The organism is Curvibacter sp. EU05-FHT14A10 (assembly GCF_058791075.1).
In genome coordinates, this window is sequence record NZ_JBYTDE010000015.1 from 117,147 (window position 1) to 129,810 (window position 12,664).

At 67.0% G+C, this 12,664-nt stretch carries 13 protein-coding genes and 1 riboswitch; of the genes, 10 read left to right on the forward strand and 3 right to left on the reverse strand.

Going from position 1 to position 12,664, the window contains the following annotated elements:
* Window positions 1-8 precede the first annotated feature (8 nt).
* The 9 genes from urtB to AC3WUT_RS23845 all read left to right on the forward strand — a co-directional run bounded on the left by urtB (window position 9) and on the right by AC3WUT_RS23845 (window position 9,013).
* Entirely contained in the window at window positions 9-923 is a 915-nt protein-coding gene (gene urtB / locus AC3WUT_RS23805; RefSeq protein ID WP_492349553.1) for an urea ABC transporter permease subunit UrtB, read from the forward strand.
* A 71-nt stretch (window positions 924-994) separates the two neighbouring features.
* Window positions 995-2,203 carry an urea ABC transporter permease subunit UrtC gene (gene urtC, locus AC3WUT_RS23810; protein WP_492349554.1) on the forward strand — a complete coding sequence of 403 codons (1,209 nt, stop codon included), beginning with the start codon at window positions 995-997 and terminating at the stop codon, window positions 2,201-2,203.
* Between the two features lie 17 nt (window positions 2,204-2,220).
* Window positions 2,221-2,964, forward strand: a complete 744-nt coding sequence (urtD, locus tag AC3WUT_RS23815; RefSeq protein ID WP_492349555.1) for an urea ABC transporter ATP-binding protein UrtD — start codon at window positions 2,221-2,223, stop codon at window positions 2,962-2,964.
* 35 nt (window positions 2,965-2,999) lie between these two features.
* On the forward strand, window positions 3,000-3,689 hold the full coding sequence (gene urtE / locus AC3WUT_RS23820; RefSeq protein ID WP_492349556.1) for an urea ABC transporter ATP-binding subunit UrtE: 690 nt from the start codon (window positions 3,000-3,002) through the stop codon (window positions 3,687-3,689).
* A 57-nt stretch (window positions 3,690-3,746) separates the two neighbouring features.
* Complete coding sequence (gene fmdA / locus AC3WUT_RS23825; protein ID WP_492349557.1) at window positions 3,747-4,976, forward strand: formamidase; 1,230 nt, start codon at window positions 3,747-3,749, stop codon at window positions 4,974-4,976.
* A gap of 23 nt (window positions 4,977-4,999) precedes the next feature.
* Window positions 5,000-5,374, forward strand: coding sequence for a zinc ribbon domain-containing protein (locus AC3WUT_RS23830; protein ID WP_492349558.1), 375 nt, complete (start codon window positions 5,000-5,002; stop codon window positions 5,372-5,374).
* A gap of 31 nt (window positions 5,375-5,405) precedes the next feature.
* A complete protein-coding gene (locus AC3WUT_RS23835; protein WP_492349559.1) occupies window positions 5,406-6,455 on the forward strand; it encodes an aliphatic amidase in 1,050 nt (349 codons plus the stop codon).
* Window positions 6,439-7,293 carry a CbbQ/NirQ/NorQ/GpvN family protein gene (locus tag AC3WUT_RS23840; RefSeq protein ID WP_492349560.1) on the forward strand — a complete coding sequence of 285 codons (855 nt, stop codon included), beginning with the start codon at window positions 6,439-6,441 and terminating at the stop codon, window positions 7,291-7,293. The genes AC3WUT_RS23835 and AC3WUT_RS23840 overlap by 17 nt, the downstream gene beginning before the upstream one ends.
* Entirely contained in the window at window positions 7,277-9,013 is a 1,737-nt protein-coding gene (locus AC3WUT_RS23845) for a VWA domain-containing protein (protein WP_492349561.1), read from the forward strand. Before AC3WUT_RS23840 ends, AC3WUT_RS23845 begins: the two co-directional genes overlap by 17 nt.
* 13 nt (window positions 9,014-9,026) lie before the next feature.
* Here the strand turns inward: AC3WUT_RS23845 and AC3WUT_RS23850 are convergent, their stop codons facing one another.
* Complete coding sequence (locus tag AC3WUT_RS23850; protein WP_492349562.1) at window positions 9,027-10,121, reverse strand: porin; 1,095 nt, start codon at window positions 10,119-10,121, stop codon at window positions 9,027-9,029.
* Window positions 10,122-10,385: 264 nt separating this feature from the next.
* Entirely contained in the window at window positions 10,386-11,297 is a 912-nt protein-coding gene (locus AC3WUT_RS23855; protein WP_492349563.1) for a LysR family transcriptional regulator, read from the reverse strand.
* Between the two features lie 155 nt (window positions 11,298-11,452).
* Here AC3WUT_RS23855 and AC3WUT_RS23860 point away from each other — a divergent pair, with 155 nt between their 5' ends.
* Window positions 11,453-11,872, forward strand: coding sequence for a PACE efflux transporter (locus AC3WUT_RS23860; protein WP_492349586.1), 420 nt, complete (start codon window positions 11,453-11,455; stop codon window positions 11,870-11,872).
* A 27-nt stretch (window positions 11,873-11,899) separates the two neighbouring features.
* Here AC3WUT_RS23860 and AC3WUT_RS23865 read toward each other — a convergent pair whose 3' ends face one another.
* Window positions 11,900-12,472, reverse strand: a complete 573-nt coding sequence (locus AC3WUT_RS23865; protein WP_492349564.1) for a cyclic nucleotide-binding domain-containing protein — start codon at window positions 12,470-12,472, stop codon at window positions 11,900-11,902.
* An 86-nt stretch (window positions 12,473-12,558) separates the two neighbouring features.
* Window positions 12,559-12,638: riboswitch (S-adenosyl-L-homocysteine riboswitch) on the forward strand.
* Window positions 12,639-12,664 lie beyond the last annotated feature (26 nt).

Here is a 12,664-nt window from a genome sequence, read left to right on the forward strand (position 1 = left end):
TTCGTGCCATGACTTTTTCTGAAATGCTCAACATCGGCCTCATGCAGGGCTTTGCCGGCTTGAGCCTGTTTGCGGTGCTGCTGCTGATGGGGTTGGGGCTGGCGATCATCTTCGGGCAGATGGGCGTGATCAACATGGCGCATGGCGAGTTCATGACCATTGGCGCCTACACCATCTACCTGGGCTCGACGCTGGCGTCCACGCATGCGCCGCAGATGGTGCCCTACTACTTTCCGCTGGCCATCCTGGCGGCCTTCGGGTTCTCGTTTGCAGCGGGCTGGCTGGTGGAGTGGGGGCTGATCCGCCATCTGTACAAGCGCCCGCTGGACACCTTGCTGGCCACCTGGGGCGTGAGCCTGGCGATCCAGCAGATGTTCCGCACCTTCATCGGCCCGAAAGAGGTCAGCCCCACATTGCCCGACTGGCTGCTGGGCTCGTGGGCCCCGGCCGAGGGGCTGGACATTCCCATCAACGGCCTGTTCGTGCTGGGCCTGACGGTGGTGGTCACGCTGGGCGTGCTGCTGGCCCTGCACAAGAGCCGCTGGGGGCTGCGGGTGCGGGCCACGGTGAGCAACCGCGTGATGGCCAACGCCATCGGCATCGACACCAAGAAGACGGACCGTCTGACCTTTGCCATCGGCTGCGGCATCGCCGGTGTGGCCGGTGCTGCCTTCACCACCATCGGCTCCACGGGGCCCACCTCGGGCTCGCTCTACATCGTCGATGCCTTCCTGGTGGTCACCTTCGGTGGTGCGGCCAGTCTGCTGGGCACCGTGGTGTCGGCCTTCGGCATCGCACAGACGCAGTCGATCACCGAATTTTTCCTGGCCGGCTCGATGGCCAAGGTGATCACCCTGTCGCTGATCGTGCTGATCCTGATGGTGCGCCCGCAAGGCTTGTTCGCCTCCAAGGTGCGTCGCTGAGTTGCTGCGTTGAGTTGCTGCGTTGAGTCGCTGCGTGTTTCCCTGTTCCTGAGTTCACCGGAGTCCTCCCCATGAATGCCCTCAAAGCCTGGATCCAGCGCTACCAGCTTGCCAGCCTGGTGCTGCTGACCGTCTTGCTCGCCGTGGTGCTGCCCCTGACGCTCGACATCTTCCGTCTCAACCTGGTGGGCAAATACCTCACCTATGCCTTCGTGGCCATCGGCCTGGTGATGGTCTGGGGCTACGGCGGCGTGCTCAGCCTGGGCCAGGGCGTGTTCTTCGGCCTGGGCGGCTATGCCATGGCCATGTTCCTCAAGCTCGAGGCCTCGGATCCGATCAGCACCAAGATCCAGTCCACCCCGGGCATCCCCGACTTCATGGACTGGAATCAGATCACTGAGTTGCCGGCCCTCTGGGTGCCCTTCAAGAGCCTGCCTTTCTCGCTGGCGGCCGTGATCGCGGTGCCCACCCTGCTGGCCTGGCTGGTGAGCTTTGCCATGTTCAAGCGCCGTGTGGGCGGGGTGTACTTTGCCATCATCACCCAGGCGGTGGCCCTGATCCTCACCGTGCTCATCATCGGCCAGCAGGGCTATACCGGGGGCGTCAACGGCATGACCGACCTGAAGACCGTGCTCGGCTGGGACACCCGCACCGACAGCGCCAAATACATCCTCTATTACCTGTGCGTGGCCTTGCTGATCGGCGCCATCGTGCTGTGCCGCTTCATCCAGACCAGCAAGCTCGGCACCCTGCTGCTGGCCATGCGCGACAAGGAAGACCGGGTGCGTTTCTCGGGCTACGACGTGGCCAACTTCAAGATCTTCACCTTCTGCCTGGCGGCTGCGCTGTCGGGCATCGGCGGGGCGCTGTTCTCGCTGCAGGTGGGTTTCATGTCGCCCAGCTTCGTGGGCATCGTGCCCTCGATCGAGATGGTGATCTATGCCGCCGTGGGCGGGCGCATGAGCCTGGTGGGCGCCGTGTACGGCACCTTGCTGGTGAATGCGGGCAAGACCTATTTCAGCGAGAGCTTTCCCGACCTCTGGCTGTTCCTCATGGCCGGCCTGTTCATCGGCGTGACCATGGCTTTCCCCATGGGCCTGGCCGGGGTCTGGGAGGAGCACATCGTGCCCTGGTGGAAGGGCCGCCGCCAGGCCCTGAAGGAGGCCGCCGTCCAGGCCCCCGCCAGCACCCCGGCCAACGCTGCCCAGGTCGCCGCCCCAGTCGCCGCCGATCCTCTCCCGGCCACGCTGCCTGACGGCGTGAGCAGCCAAAGCGTCTGACCCCCACGGAGCCCCCCATGAGCAACACCGACTTCGCCCTGGCCGTGGAAGACCTGACCGTCTCGTTCGACGGCTTCAAGGCCATCGACGCCCTGACCCTGTACGTCGACAAGAACGAGCTGCGCGTGATCATCGGCCCCAATGGCGCCGGCAAGACCACCCTGCTGGACCTGATCTGCGGCAAGACCCGCGCCACCAAGGGCAGCATCAAGTTCAAGAACGAAGAACTCACCCAGATGGCCGAGCACAAGCGCGTGCGCCTGGGCATCGGCCGCAAGTTCCAGACCCCCTCGATCTACGAGAACCTCTCGGTGTTCCAGAACCTCGAGGTGTCCTTTCCGTCGGGCCGCTCGGTGTTCGGAGCCCTGGCCTTCAAGTGCACCGATACCGTGCGAACGCGTGTGCAGACGGTGGCCGATGACATCGGCCTGGGCGACAAGCTCGACACCGAAGCCGGCCTGCTGTCGCACGGCCAGAAGCAGTGGCTGGAGATCGGCATGCTGCTGATGCAAGAGCCCGAGCTGCTGATGCTCGACGAGCCCATCGCCGGCATGAGCGCGCGCGAACGCGAGCTGACGGCCGAGCTGCTGCAACGCATCTGCCAGAACCGGGCCGTGATCGTGATCGAGCACGACATGGAGTTCGTCAAGCGCATCGCCCACAAGGTCACCGTCATGCACCAGGGAAAGATCCTGGCCGAAGGCTCCATGGACAAGGTGCAGGCCGACCCCAAGGTGATCGACGTCTACCTTGGCCACTGAAGCACCACTGAAAAACGAACCCACAGGAGCGCAGCATGCTGGAAGTCAAGGATCTGTTTGTCGCCTACGGCCAGAGCGAGGCCCTGCATGGCATCTCGTTCGAGGGCCGGGCCAATGAAACCGTGGCCATCATGGGCCGCAACGGCATGGGCAAGACCACGCTGTTCAAAAGCCTGATGGGCGTGATGCCACTCAAGAGCGGCAGCATCCGCGTGGCCGGCCAGGACGTGTCGCGCGACGAGAGCTTCCGGCGCGTCGCCAAGGGCATTGCCTATGTGCCGCAAGGCCGCATGATCTTTCCGACCCTGACGGTCGAGGAGAACATCCAGACCGGTCTGGAGAATTCGAAGACGCGCCAGATCCCCGAAGAAATCTACGCCCTGTTCCCCGTGCTGTGGGACATGCGCCGGCGCAAGGGCGGCAACCTGTCGGGTGGCCAGCAGCAGCAACTGGCCATTGCCCGCGCCCTGGTCACCGACCCCAAGGTGTTGTTGCTCGACGAGCCCACCGAAGGCATTCAGCCCTCGATCATCAAGGACATCGCCAAGGCCCTGAACGAGATCCGCAAGCTGCGCGAGATCACCATCATCGTGAGTGAACAGGTGCTGTCCTTTGCCATGGACGTGGCCGATCGCCTGTTCGTGATCGAGGGCGGCCGCCTGGTGCATGAAACCGCCCGCGCCGACACCGACCAGCAGCACATCAAGGCCTACCTGTCGGTATGAACCGGGCTGCGCCGCACGTTTTTTCACCTCTCCACTTTCATTCCCAAGGAGCACACCATGGCTGAGACCCTGATCAAGGTTGACCTGAACCAGTCCCCCTACGACAACCCGCTGGTGCACAACCGCTGGCACCCCGACATCCCGATGGCCGTGTGGGTCGAGCCCGGGGCTGAGTTCAAGCTCGAGACCTACGACTGGACTGGCGGTGCCATCAAGAACGACGACAGTGCGGAAGACGTGCGCGACGTGGACCTGTCCACGGTCCACTTCCTGTCGGGCCCGGTGGGGGTCAAGGGGGCCGAGCCCGGCGACCTGCTGGTGGTCGACCTGCTCGACATCGGGGCACGTGACGACAGCCTGTGGGGCTTCAACGGCTTCTTCTCCAAGCAGAACGGTGGTGGCTTTCTGGACGAGCACTTTCCGCTGGCGCAGAAGTCGATCTGGGACTTCCATGGCCTCTACACCAAGAGCCGCCACATCCCTGGCGTCAACTTTGCCGGCCTGATCCACCCGGGCCTGATCGGCTGCCTGCCCGACCGCGCCATGCTCGATGCCTGGAACACCCGTGAAGCCGACCTGATTGCCACCAACCCGACGCGCGTGCCCGGCCTGGCCAACCCGCCGTTCGCCAGCACCGCCCACATGGGCAAGCTGCAGGGTGAGGCCGCCGCCAAGGCCGCAGCCGAAGGCGCCCGCACCGTGCCCCCGCGTGAGCACGGCGGCAATTGCGACATCAAGGACCTGTCGCGTGGCTCGCAGGTGTTTTTCCCTGTCTACGTCGAAGGCGCCGGCTTGTCGGTGGGCGACCTGCACTTCAGCCAGGGCGACGGCGAGATCACCTTCTGCGGCGCCATCGAGATGGCCGGCTGGGTGCACATGAAGGTCAGCCTGATCAAGGGCGGCATGGCCAAGTACGGCATCAAGAACCCGATCTTCAAGCCCAGCCCGATCACACCCAACTACAAGGACTACCTGATCTTCGAAGGCATCTCGGTCGACGAGTCGGGCAAGCAGCACTACCTGGACGTCACCATCGCCTACCGTCAGGCCTGCCTGAACGCCATCGAGTACCTGAAGAAGTTCGGCTACAGCGGCGCCCAGGCCTACTCCCTGCTGGGCACGGCGCCGGTGCAAGGCCACATCAGCGGGGTGGTCGACGTGCCCAATGCCTGCGCCACGCTGTGGCTGCCCACCGAGATCTTCGACTTCGACATCAACCCCACGGCCGCGGGGCCCCAGAAGATCATCACCGGCGGGGTCGACCTGCCGATTGCGCAAGACAAGTAAGCCATCCCAGCAGGAGACCGCCCATGCCTACCTACGACTATGACTGCGCGGCCTGCGGCGGCTTCGACGCCCTGCGCAGCCTCGCGCAGCGCAACGAGCCCGCCGCCTGCCCGCAGTGCGGCGGGGCCTCGCCGCGGGTGTTTGCCCACGCGCCGCACCTGGCCTGCGTCAGTCCCGAGCAGCGCCGTGCCCATGACACCAATGAGCGGGCGCGTCATGAGCCCCGCAGCAGCTCACGCGACGGCACTGAAGGCTCTTATGGGCGCATGCGCCACCCGGCGGGCTGCGGTTGCTGCAGCAGCAACGGCGGCAACAGCGGAAAACGCAGCGCCACCTACACCGCACCCAGCGGGGCCAAGGCCTTCCCGAGCAAGCGGCCCTGGATGATCAGTCACTGAAGACCGGCCAGGCCGGCAAGGAGCACAAGCCATGATTCACGGCGACATATCCAGCAGCAAAGACACCGTCGGTGTGGCGGTGGTCAACTACAAGATGCCACGCCTGCACACCAAGGCCGAGGTGCTGGACAACGCACGCAAGATCGCCGACATGCTGGTCGGCATGAAGGCCGGCCTGCCGGGCATGGACCTGGTGATCTTTCCCGAGTACAGCACCCACGGCATCATGTACGACGCCCAGGAGATGTACGACACGGCGGCAACCGTGCCCGGGGCCGAGACCGAGATCTTTGCCGAGGCCTGCCGCAAGGCCAAGGTCTGGGGCGTGTTCTCGCTCACCGGCGAACAGCACGAAGAGCACCCTTACAAGGCGCCGTACAACACCCTGATCCTCATGAACGACCAGGGCGAGATCGTGCAGAAGTACCGCAAGATCATGCCCTGGGTGCCGGTCGAGGGCTGGTACCCCGGCAACTGCACCTATGTGAGCGAAGGCCCCAAGGGCCTGAAGATCAGCCTCATCATCTGCGACGATGGCAACTACCCCGAGATCTGGCGCGACTGCGCCATGAAGGGCGCTGAACTCATCGTGCGCTGCCAGGGCTACATGTACCCGGCCAAAGAGCAGCAGATCCTGATCAGCAAGGCCATGGCTTTTGCCAACAACACCTATGTAGCCGTGGCCAATGCTGCCGGCTGGGACGGGGTGTACAGCTACTTCGGCCACAGCGCGCTGATCGGCTTCGATGGGCGCACCCTCGGCGAATGCGGCGAATGCGGCGAAGAGGAGTACGGGGTGCAGTATGCGGCCCTGTCGACCAGCCTGATCCGCGACTTCCGCAAGAACGGCCAATCGGAGAACCACCTGTTCAAGCTGCTGCACCGCGGCTACACCGGCACCATCAACTCGCGTGATGGCGACAAGGGCGTGGCCACCTGCCCCTACGACTTCTACAGCCGCTGGGTGAACGATCCCGAAGGCACGCAAAAGGCGGTCGAGGCCTTCACCCGCCCCATGGTGGGGACCGAGGAATGCCCCATCGAGGGCATTCCCAACCCGGGCGATGCGGGCCACCGCTGAGGCGTCCGCCCCCTGTGCGACGGGGGCGGACGCCCTGGCTGCCTGGCGCTTGCAGAGCGAGCCCTTCTACCAGCCGGTAGGTGATGAGGTGAAGGCCTTCGAGGCCGCCACCGCCTGCCGCTTGCCGGTGTTGCTCAAGGGCCCCACCGGCTGTGGCAAGACCCGCTTTGTCGAACACATGGCCTGGCGCTTGCAACGCCCCCTGGTCACCGTCGCCTGCCATGAGGACCTGAGTGCCGGCGACCTGGCTGGGCGCTGGTTGCTCGATGCCCGAGGCACCCACTGGCAGGACGGTCCCTTGGCCCTGGCGGCACGCCACGGCGCCATCTGCTACCTGGACGAATTGGTCGAAGCCCGCGCCGATGCCACGGTGCTGCTGCACCCTTTGGCCGATACCCGCCGGGTGCTGCCGCTGGAGCGGCGCGGCGAGCTGCTGAACGCCCATCCCGACTTTCTGCTGGTGGTCAGCTACAACCCGGGCTACCAAGGCTTGCACAAGGCCCTCAAGCCTTCCATGAGGCAGCGTTTCACGGCCTTGCAATTTGACTACCCCGAGCCCGCCCAGGAGGCCGCCGTGGTGGCCCGCGAGGCGGGTACCGACCCTGGGCTGGCACAGCAACTGGTGGCCCTGGGCCAGCGCACGCGGCGGCTGCAGGACCATGGGCTGGAAGAGGGCGCCTCCACGCGCATGCTGGTGCACGCCGCGGCCCTGGTGCGCGCCGGCCTGTCCCCAGCGGCGGCGGCCTTGCAAGCGGTGGCCACGCCGCTCAGCGACGAGCCCGGTCTGCAGCGCACCTTGCGGGCGCTGGTGGAGGCCGTGTTTGGTCCACCAGATTGACCCGGGTCGGGTGCCGCCCCCTTTGGCGCCCTCGCTTGCGGCGGGGCTGGGCGCCTACCAGCAAGCCTTGTGGGGCTTGCCGGCGCGGCTGGTGCTGTGGGACGCCCATGACGCCCATGACGCGCGTGCTGGGCAGGCGCCGGTCCTGACCGGAGGCCCCGCAGGCTTGCCGGGCACGACGCCCACCCTGCACCTGCCCTGGGCTGCGCCGGCACCGCCGCGTCGCTGGGCTGAGGCGGTGGTCAGCCACGCGGCGGCGCATCAGCGTTTTGGTGCGGTACCCCAACCCCGGGCCGGACTCAAGCCTGTGCAGCAAGCCTTGTACGGGGTGCTGGAGGACGCCCGTGTCGAGGCGCTGGCCTGTGCCGAACTGCCGGGCCTGCGTGGGCTCTGGCAAGCCTTTCATGGCGGGCCGGATGCCTTGCAGGGCCTGGGCTTCGAGGCCTTGTTGGCCCGCCTGGCCCGGGTGCTGCTCGACCCCGCCTGGCGCGACCCGCACCCTTGGGTCGACAAGGTGCGCCGTGGCGTGCAAGGGCCTGATGGCGGGGGCCTGCTGCTGGCCACCCCCGCCTCTTTGCGCCAGGCCGCATCGGTGCTGGGGCATGACATCGGTCAGATGCGCCTGCCCTTCAACCCCCGCACCTACCGGCCCCATCCCGCGTACCGCGATGACAACCAGCACCTGTGGTGCTGGGACCCCGAGCTGCCGCCGTCCGATCTGCCGCTGCAGGGAGAGGCCGCGCAAAGCCGCGATCCCCAGCTTGATTTGCAGGCGCCGCCCAGCCTGCAGGCGGCTGCGCCACGGCCGGTCGAACCGGCCAGCCCGCCCACAGGGGCCGGGGCCTGGCACCCTGAGTGGGACCAGCGCATCGGCCGCTATCGGCCGGCCTGGTGCTGCGTGCGGGTGGAGCCGGCATTGCCACGCGGGCCGGCGCTGGCGGGGGCCCCGGCGCCGCCAGCCTTGCGCGCTGCGCTGGCCCGCCTGCCCGGGCCGCGCCAGCGTGCCCCGGGTTGCGCCGCCGAGGGCGAGGTGCTGCACCCTGCCGCCCTGGTCGAAGCCGCGCTGGACCTGCGCCGCGGCCAGCCCCCCGACCCCAGGCTGTACCAGCGTCAGCGGGTGCAGGGGGCGCCGCTGGCGGTCAGCCTGTTGCTGGACATGTCGGCCTCCACGGCCGAGCCCGGGCCCGGGGGCTTGCCCCTGCTGGCGGCCTTGCGACCTTCGGTGGCGCACACGCTGGCCGCCCTGCAGGCGCTGGGGCACCGGCAGGCGGCCTGGGCATTTTCGTCGCGCGGGCGCCTGCAGGTGACGCTGCAAGGCCTCAAGGATTGGAATGAATCGGCCCTGGCGCCCGAGGTGCAGGCGCGGCTGGCGGGCCTGCAAAGCGGCGGCTCAACCCGCTTGGGCGCCGTGCTGCGCCAGGCCTTGCAGGCCCAACTGGCGGATGCCGCCCGGCACCCGGGCTGGCGCCGGGTGATGGTGTTGCTCACCGATGGCGAACTGCACGACATCGATGTGCACGAGGCGGGCTACCTGCAGGCTGACCTGGCCCGGGCCTGCCGTGAGGCCGCACGCCAGGGCGTGGCCGTGCGGGCGCTGGTGCTGCCGCCAGGACGGCCGCAGGCCCTGCACCCCTGCCTGGGGGCCGGGGCCTGCGCCGAGCTCGGGGGACCGACCCAGTTGGCTTGGCGCCTGCCATTCCTGTTGGGCGCGGGTTGGTGAGTCCTGGGCGGCCTCAAAACACGTGCTTGATGCCCAGCGAAACGCCGGTGGCGGTGCGGCGTGTGCCCGGCAGGTGGGCCGCGCCTTGCCACTGGGTCTGGTCCAGTTCGGCGTACACCAGGCTGCGCCGCGAGAGCTTGTATTCGAGGAAGCCCACTGCTCTGTTGAAGCCATCGTTGGCCAGGCCGGTCTGCTGGCGTTTCACGTGGTAGAGCGCCATCACCAGGTCCAATTGGGCGCTCAAGGGCAGCACGCCCCCGAAAGACAGGATGTCGCGCCGGGTTTCCTGGGTGGTGCTGGTCTGGGCGATGTGGCGTGCATAGCTGGCGGACCAGCGCCCGCCCCAGGCGGCCAGGCCCAGGCCGGCGCTGACGGCTTTCAGGTTCAGGCCTTCAGCGGTCTTGAACTGGCTCAGGGACAGGCTGCCGTTCAGGTCGGGCGTGTCGTAGAACAGGCCCAGCTCGGTGGCGCCGGCCTGCGAAGGGGCGTCGCTTTGTCGCTGCCCCAGGGCGCGCAGGGCCCGCCATTCATAGGCCCCGGTCTTGAGGCTGTATTTGAGGGTGTTGTCCAGTCGGAACGAGCCTGTTGCGGAGCCTGCCGGTCCGTACTCCTGGCCCAGGCCGTGGGCACTCAAGCCGGCCAGTGCCACATTGGGGTTGAAGGGCGCAAAACGAAAGCCCAGGGGGTCGATCTTGCCGAGGGAGTCTCCCAGCAGCGTGGTCTGACGGCCCAGTGTCAGCGTGCCCGCCTCACCCGACAGGCCGAGAAAGGCGGCCCGGTCAAACCATTTGTTGCGGTTGATGCTGGTGCCGTCGTTCAGGTTGAGGCCGGTTTCCAGGTTGAAGAGCGCAGCCAGTCCGGCGCCAAGGTCTTCGCGGCCGCGAAAGCCCAGCCGGCTGGTGGTGTCGATGCCGCTGCCGACCAGGCTGCTGTCTCCCGTGCTGGGGGCATTGCCCGGCGTGAGGCCGCTGGCCTGTCGAAAGCCCATGTCGGCAATGCCATACACGGTGACGCCGTTTCCGGCTGTCTGGGCCTGGGCGAATGGCCCCATCAGGCCGAGCCAACCCAGACAGCCTGCCATGCAGGCAGTACGAGCGTGAAATTTCATGAATAGAGTCTCCGGAGCCCGCGTGCGGGCCCTTGTTGATGCCAAGGTGGTTGTTGAGCCGCCGGATTCGACGCAGGCGCCCGGGTGGGGCGCCGCCGTTGTGAGGCGGGGGCCGAATGGCGCTGCGTGCGTGGGCAGCGGTGCCGGCGGTCAGAGCCCAGAGAGCGTAGAGGCCGTTCGATGCGGTCGCCCAACCGTTGGGTCGACAGATTCAGACCTTGGTCGGGTCAGGCGATCGCTCCGAGCCGGGTCGCGCGGCGGGCCTCAGCGTTCGCCGCGGACGTCTTGTATCAACTCGATGAAGCGCCGGGCCCCCAGGCCCAGCGGGCGCTCCTTGGACCAGACCACGTCCACCCACAGCGCCAGGCCGTTGGTGAGGTTTTCGAACGGCAGCACCACCAGGCTGCCGGCAGCCACCTGGCTGCGCACAAAAGACTGCGGCAGCCAGCCCCAGCCCAGGCCGGCCTCGATCAGGCGCAAGGCGGCCACCTGGTTGTCGGTGCGCCAGTGGTGGCGGGCAAACACGAAGCGGGGGTCGCTCTGGCCCAGGTCCCGACCGGCCACCACGATCTGGCGCACCTCGGTCAGCAGGTTTTCGCGAAAGGTCTGGGCCGGCTCGCCGGGCGCCGGTGGGTGGGCCAGCATGGGATGGCCTGGGGCCATGACGGCCACCAGGGTCTCGCTGCCCACCTCCTGAAAGCCCTCACGGCCGTCCAGGCTCGGGCGTTCGAAGACCAGGGCCAGCTGGGCGCGACCCTCGTGCAGCAGCTTGAGCGCATCGGCCTGCGGGGCTGCCAGCAGTTCCAGCTGCAGCAGCGGGTGTTCGGCCGCCAGTGCGGCCAGCGGGCCGCTCCAGGGGCCGGCCAGCAGTTCGGGCGCGATGGCCAACGTGAGGCGTTCCTCCAGCCCCTGGTTGAGCGAGCGGGCCTGCGAGTTGAGCTGGCGCAGCTGCACCGCCAGCAGGCGCGCCTGGGGTTCCAGCGCCCGGGCAGCGGCCGTGGGGCGGGGTTCGCGGCCGCTGCGGTCGAACAGCACCAGGTCCAGCTCGGCCTCCAGTTGGGCCACAGCCATGCTCACGGCCGAAGGCACGCGCCCCAGCGCCCGGGCGGCGGCCGAAAACGAGCCCCGGTCCAGCACGCTGAGAAACAGATCCACGTTGTCGGCACTGAAAGCCATGATGTATCAATAAATCTGAAAGGAGATGACTTTAACTGTCAGCGTGATGAACATAAAGTGAACCCATGTCTTGCCCATCCCCCACCCCGGCTTCTACGGCATCCGCCGCATCCGTTCCCACCGCCCAAGCCCTCCCACGCCCCTGGCTGTTTGTGCTGCAGGGCTGGCGGCGTCGGGTGCTGTTCGTGACGCTCTACGAGGCGATCGCCATTGCGTTTTCCAGTTGGGGCCTGGCCCAGATGTCGGGCGACGGCCTGGCGCATGCCGGCGTGATGGGCCTGGCGGCCTCGGCCATCGCGATCCTGTGGAACCTGGTTTTCAACGCCTTGTTCGAGCGCTGGGAAGCCCGTCAGTCCGTGCGGGGCCGCGGCTTTGCACGCCGCGCTGCCCACGCCATCGGCTTTGAAGGCGGGCTGTTGCTCTACTTTGTACCGCTGTTCGCGTGGTGGTTCGACGTCAGTCTCTGGCAGTCCTTCGTCATGGACCTGGGGCTGCTGGTGTTCTTCTTGATCTACACCTTTGTTTTCAACTGGTGCTTCGACCGTGTCTTCGGCCTGCCCGGCAGCGCGGCCTGACCGGCCTCGGGCGGCCAGCGCCCCGGTTCAGGACATCCGGTCCATCTCCTGCTGCATGGTCTGGATCAGGGCCGCGTAGCTTTTCAGTTTTTCGGTGCGCTCGCGCACCCGGTTGCTCATGTGCACGCCAATGGCGAGCAGCAGTTTCACGCCCAGGGCAGGGTCTTCTTCCAGCAACTCGCCCAGTGCGACCCGACCGAGCTTGGCCGCCAGCACCTCGGTACAGGTGGTGCAGGTGGCCGACCGGGGTGAGCCATCCAGCAGGCCCAGTTCACCGACCAGAGCGCCTGCGCCGATCACGGCCGTGGTGATCGGGGTGCGGCGGCTGACGATGAAGTTCTCCACCATCACGTCGCCTTCCAGGATCAGCAGCATGTAATCGGTGTCTTCGGTCTGACCTTCGCGCATGAAGCATTGGCCGGACAGCAGGCGCACGGGCTCCATGTAGCTGACGATGCGGCGCGCGTCATCGGCCGAAAGCTGGATCAGCGCGCTGGGGGCATGCAACATCTGCGCTGCCAGTTCGGCCGCGGGTGAGTCCTGCACCGACAGGCGACGGCGTTTGCGCGATTTGAGTGACTTCAGCAGGGCTTCGAGCATCTTGGGCGAGGACCGCAACAGGCCGGCAGGGGGTAGTGGGTGGTGGGCAGGGGGTGAGCCAGGGGATCACACAGTAAAATCAATGGTATCTCAAGGAGCGTTGCAGCAAGCCCGCGGGCTTGTCAGGCTTGAGATGTTTACGCGATGTCAACGACGCTCACCTGATTCCGCACGACCCTCCAGGTGAGTCCC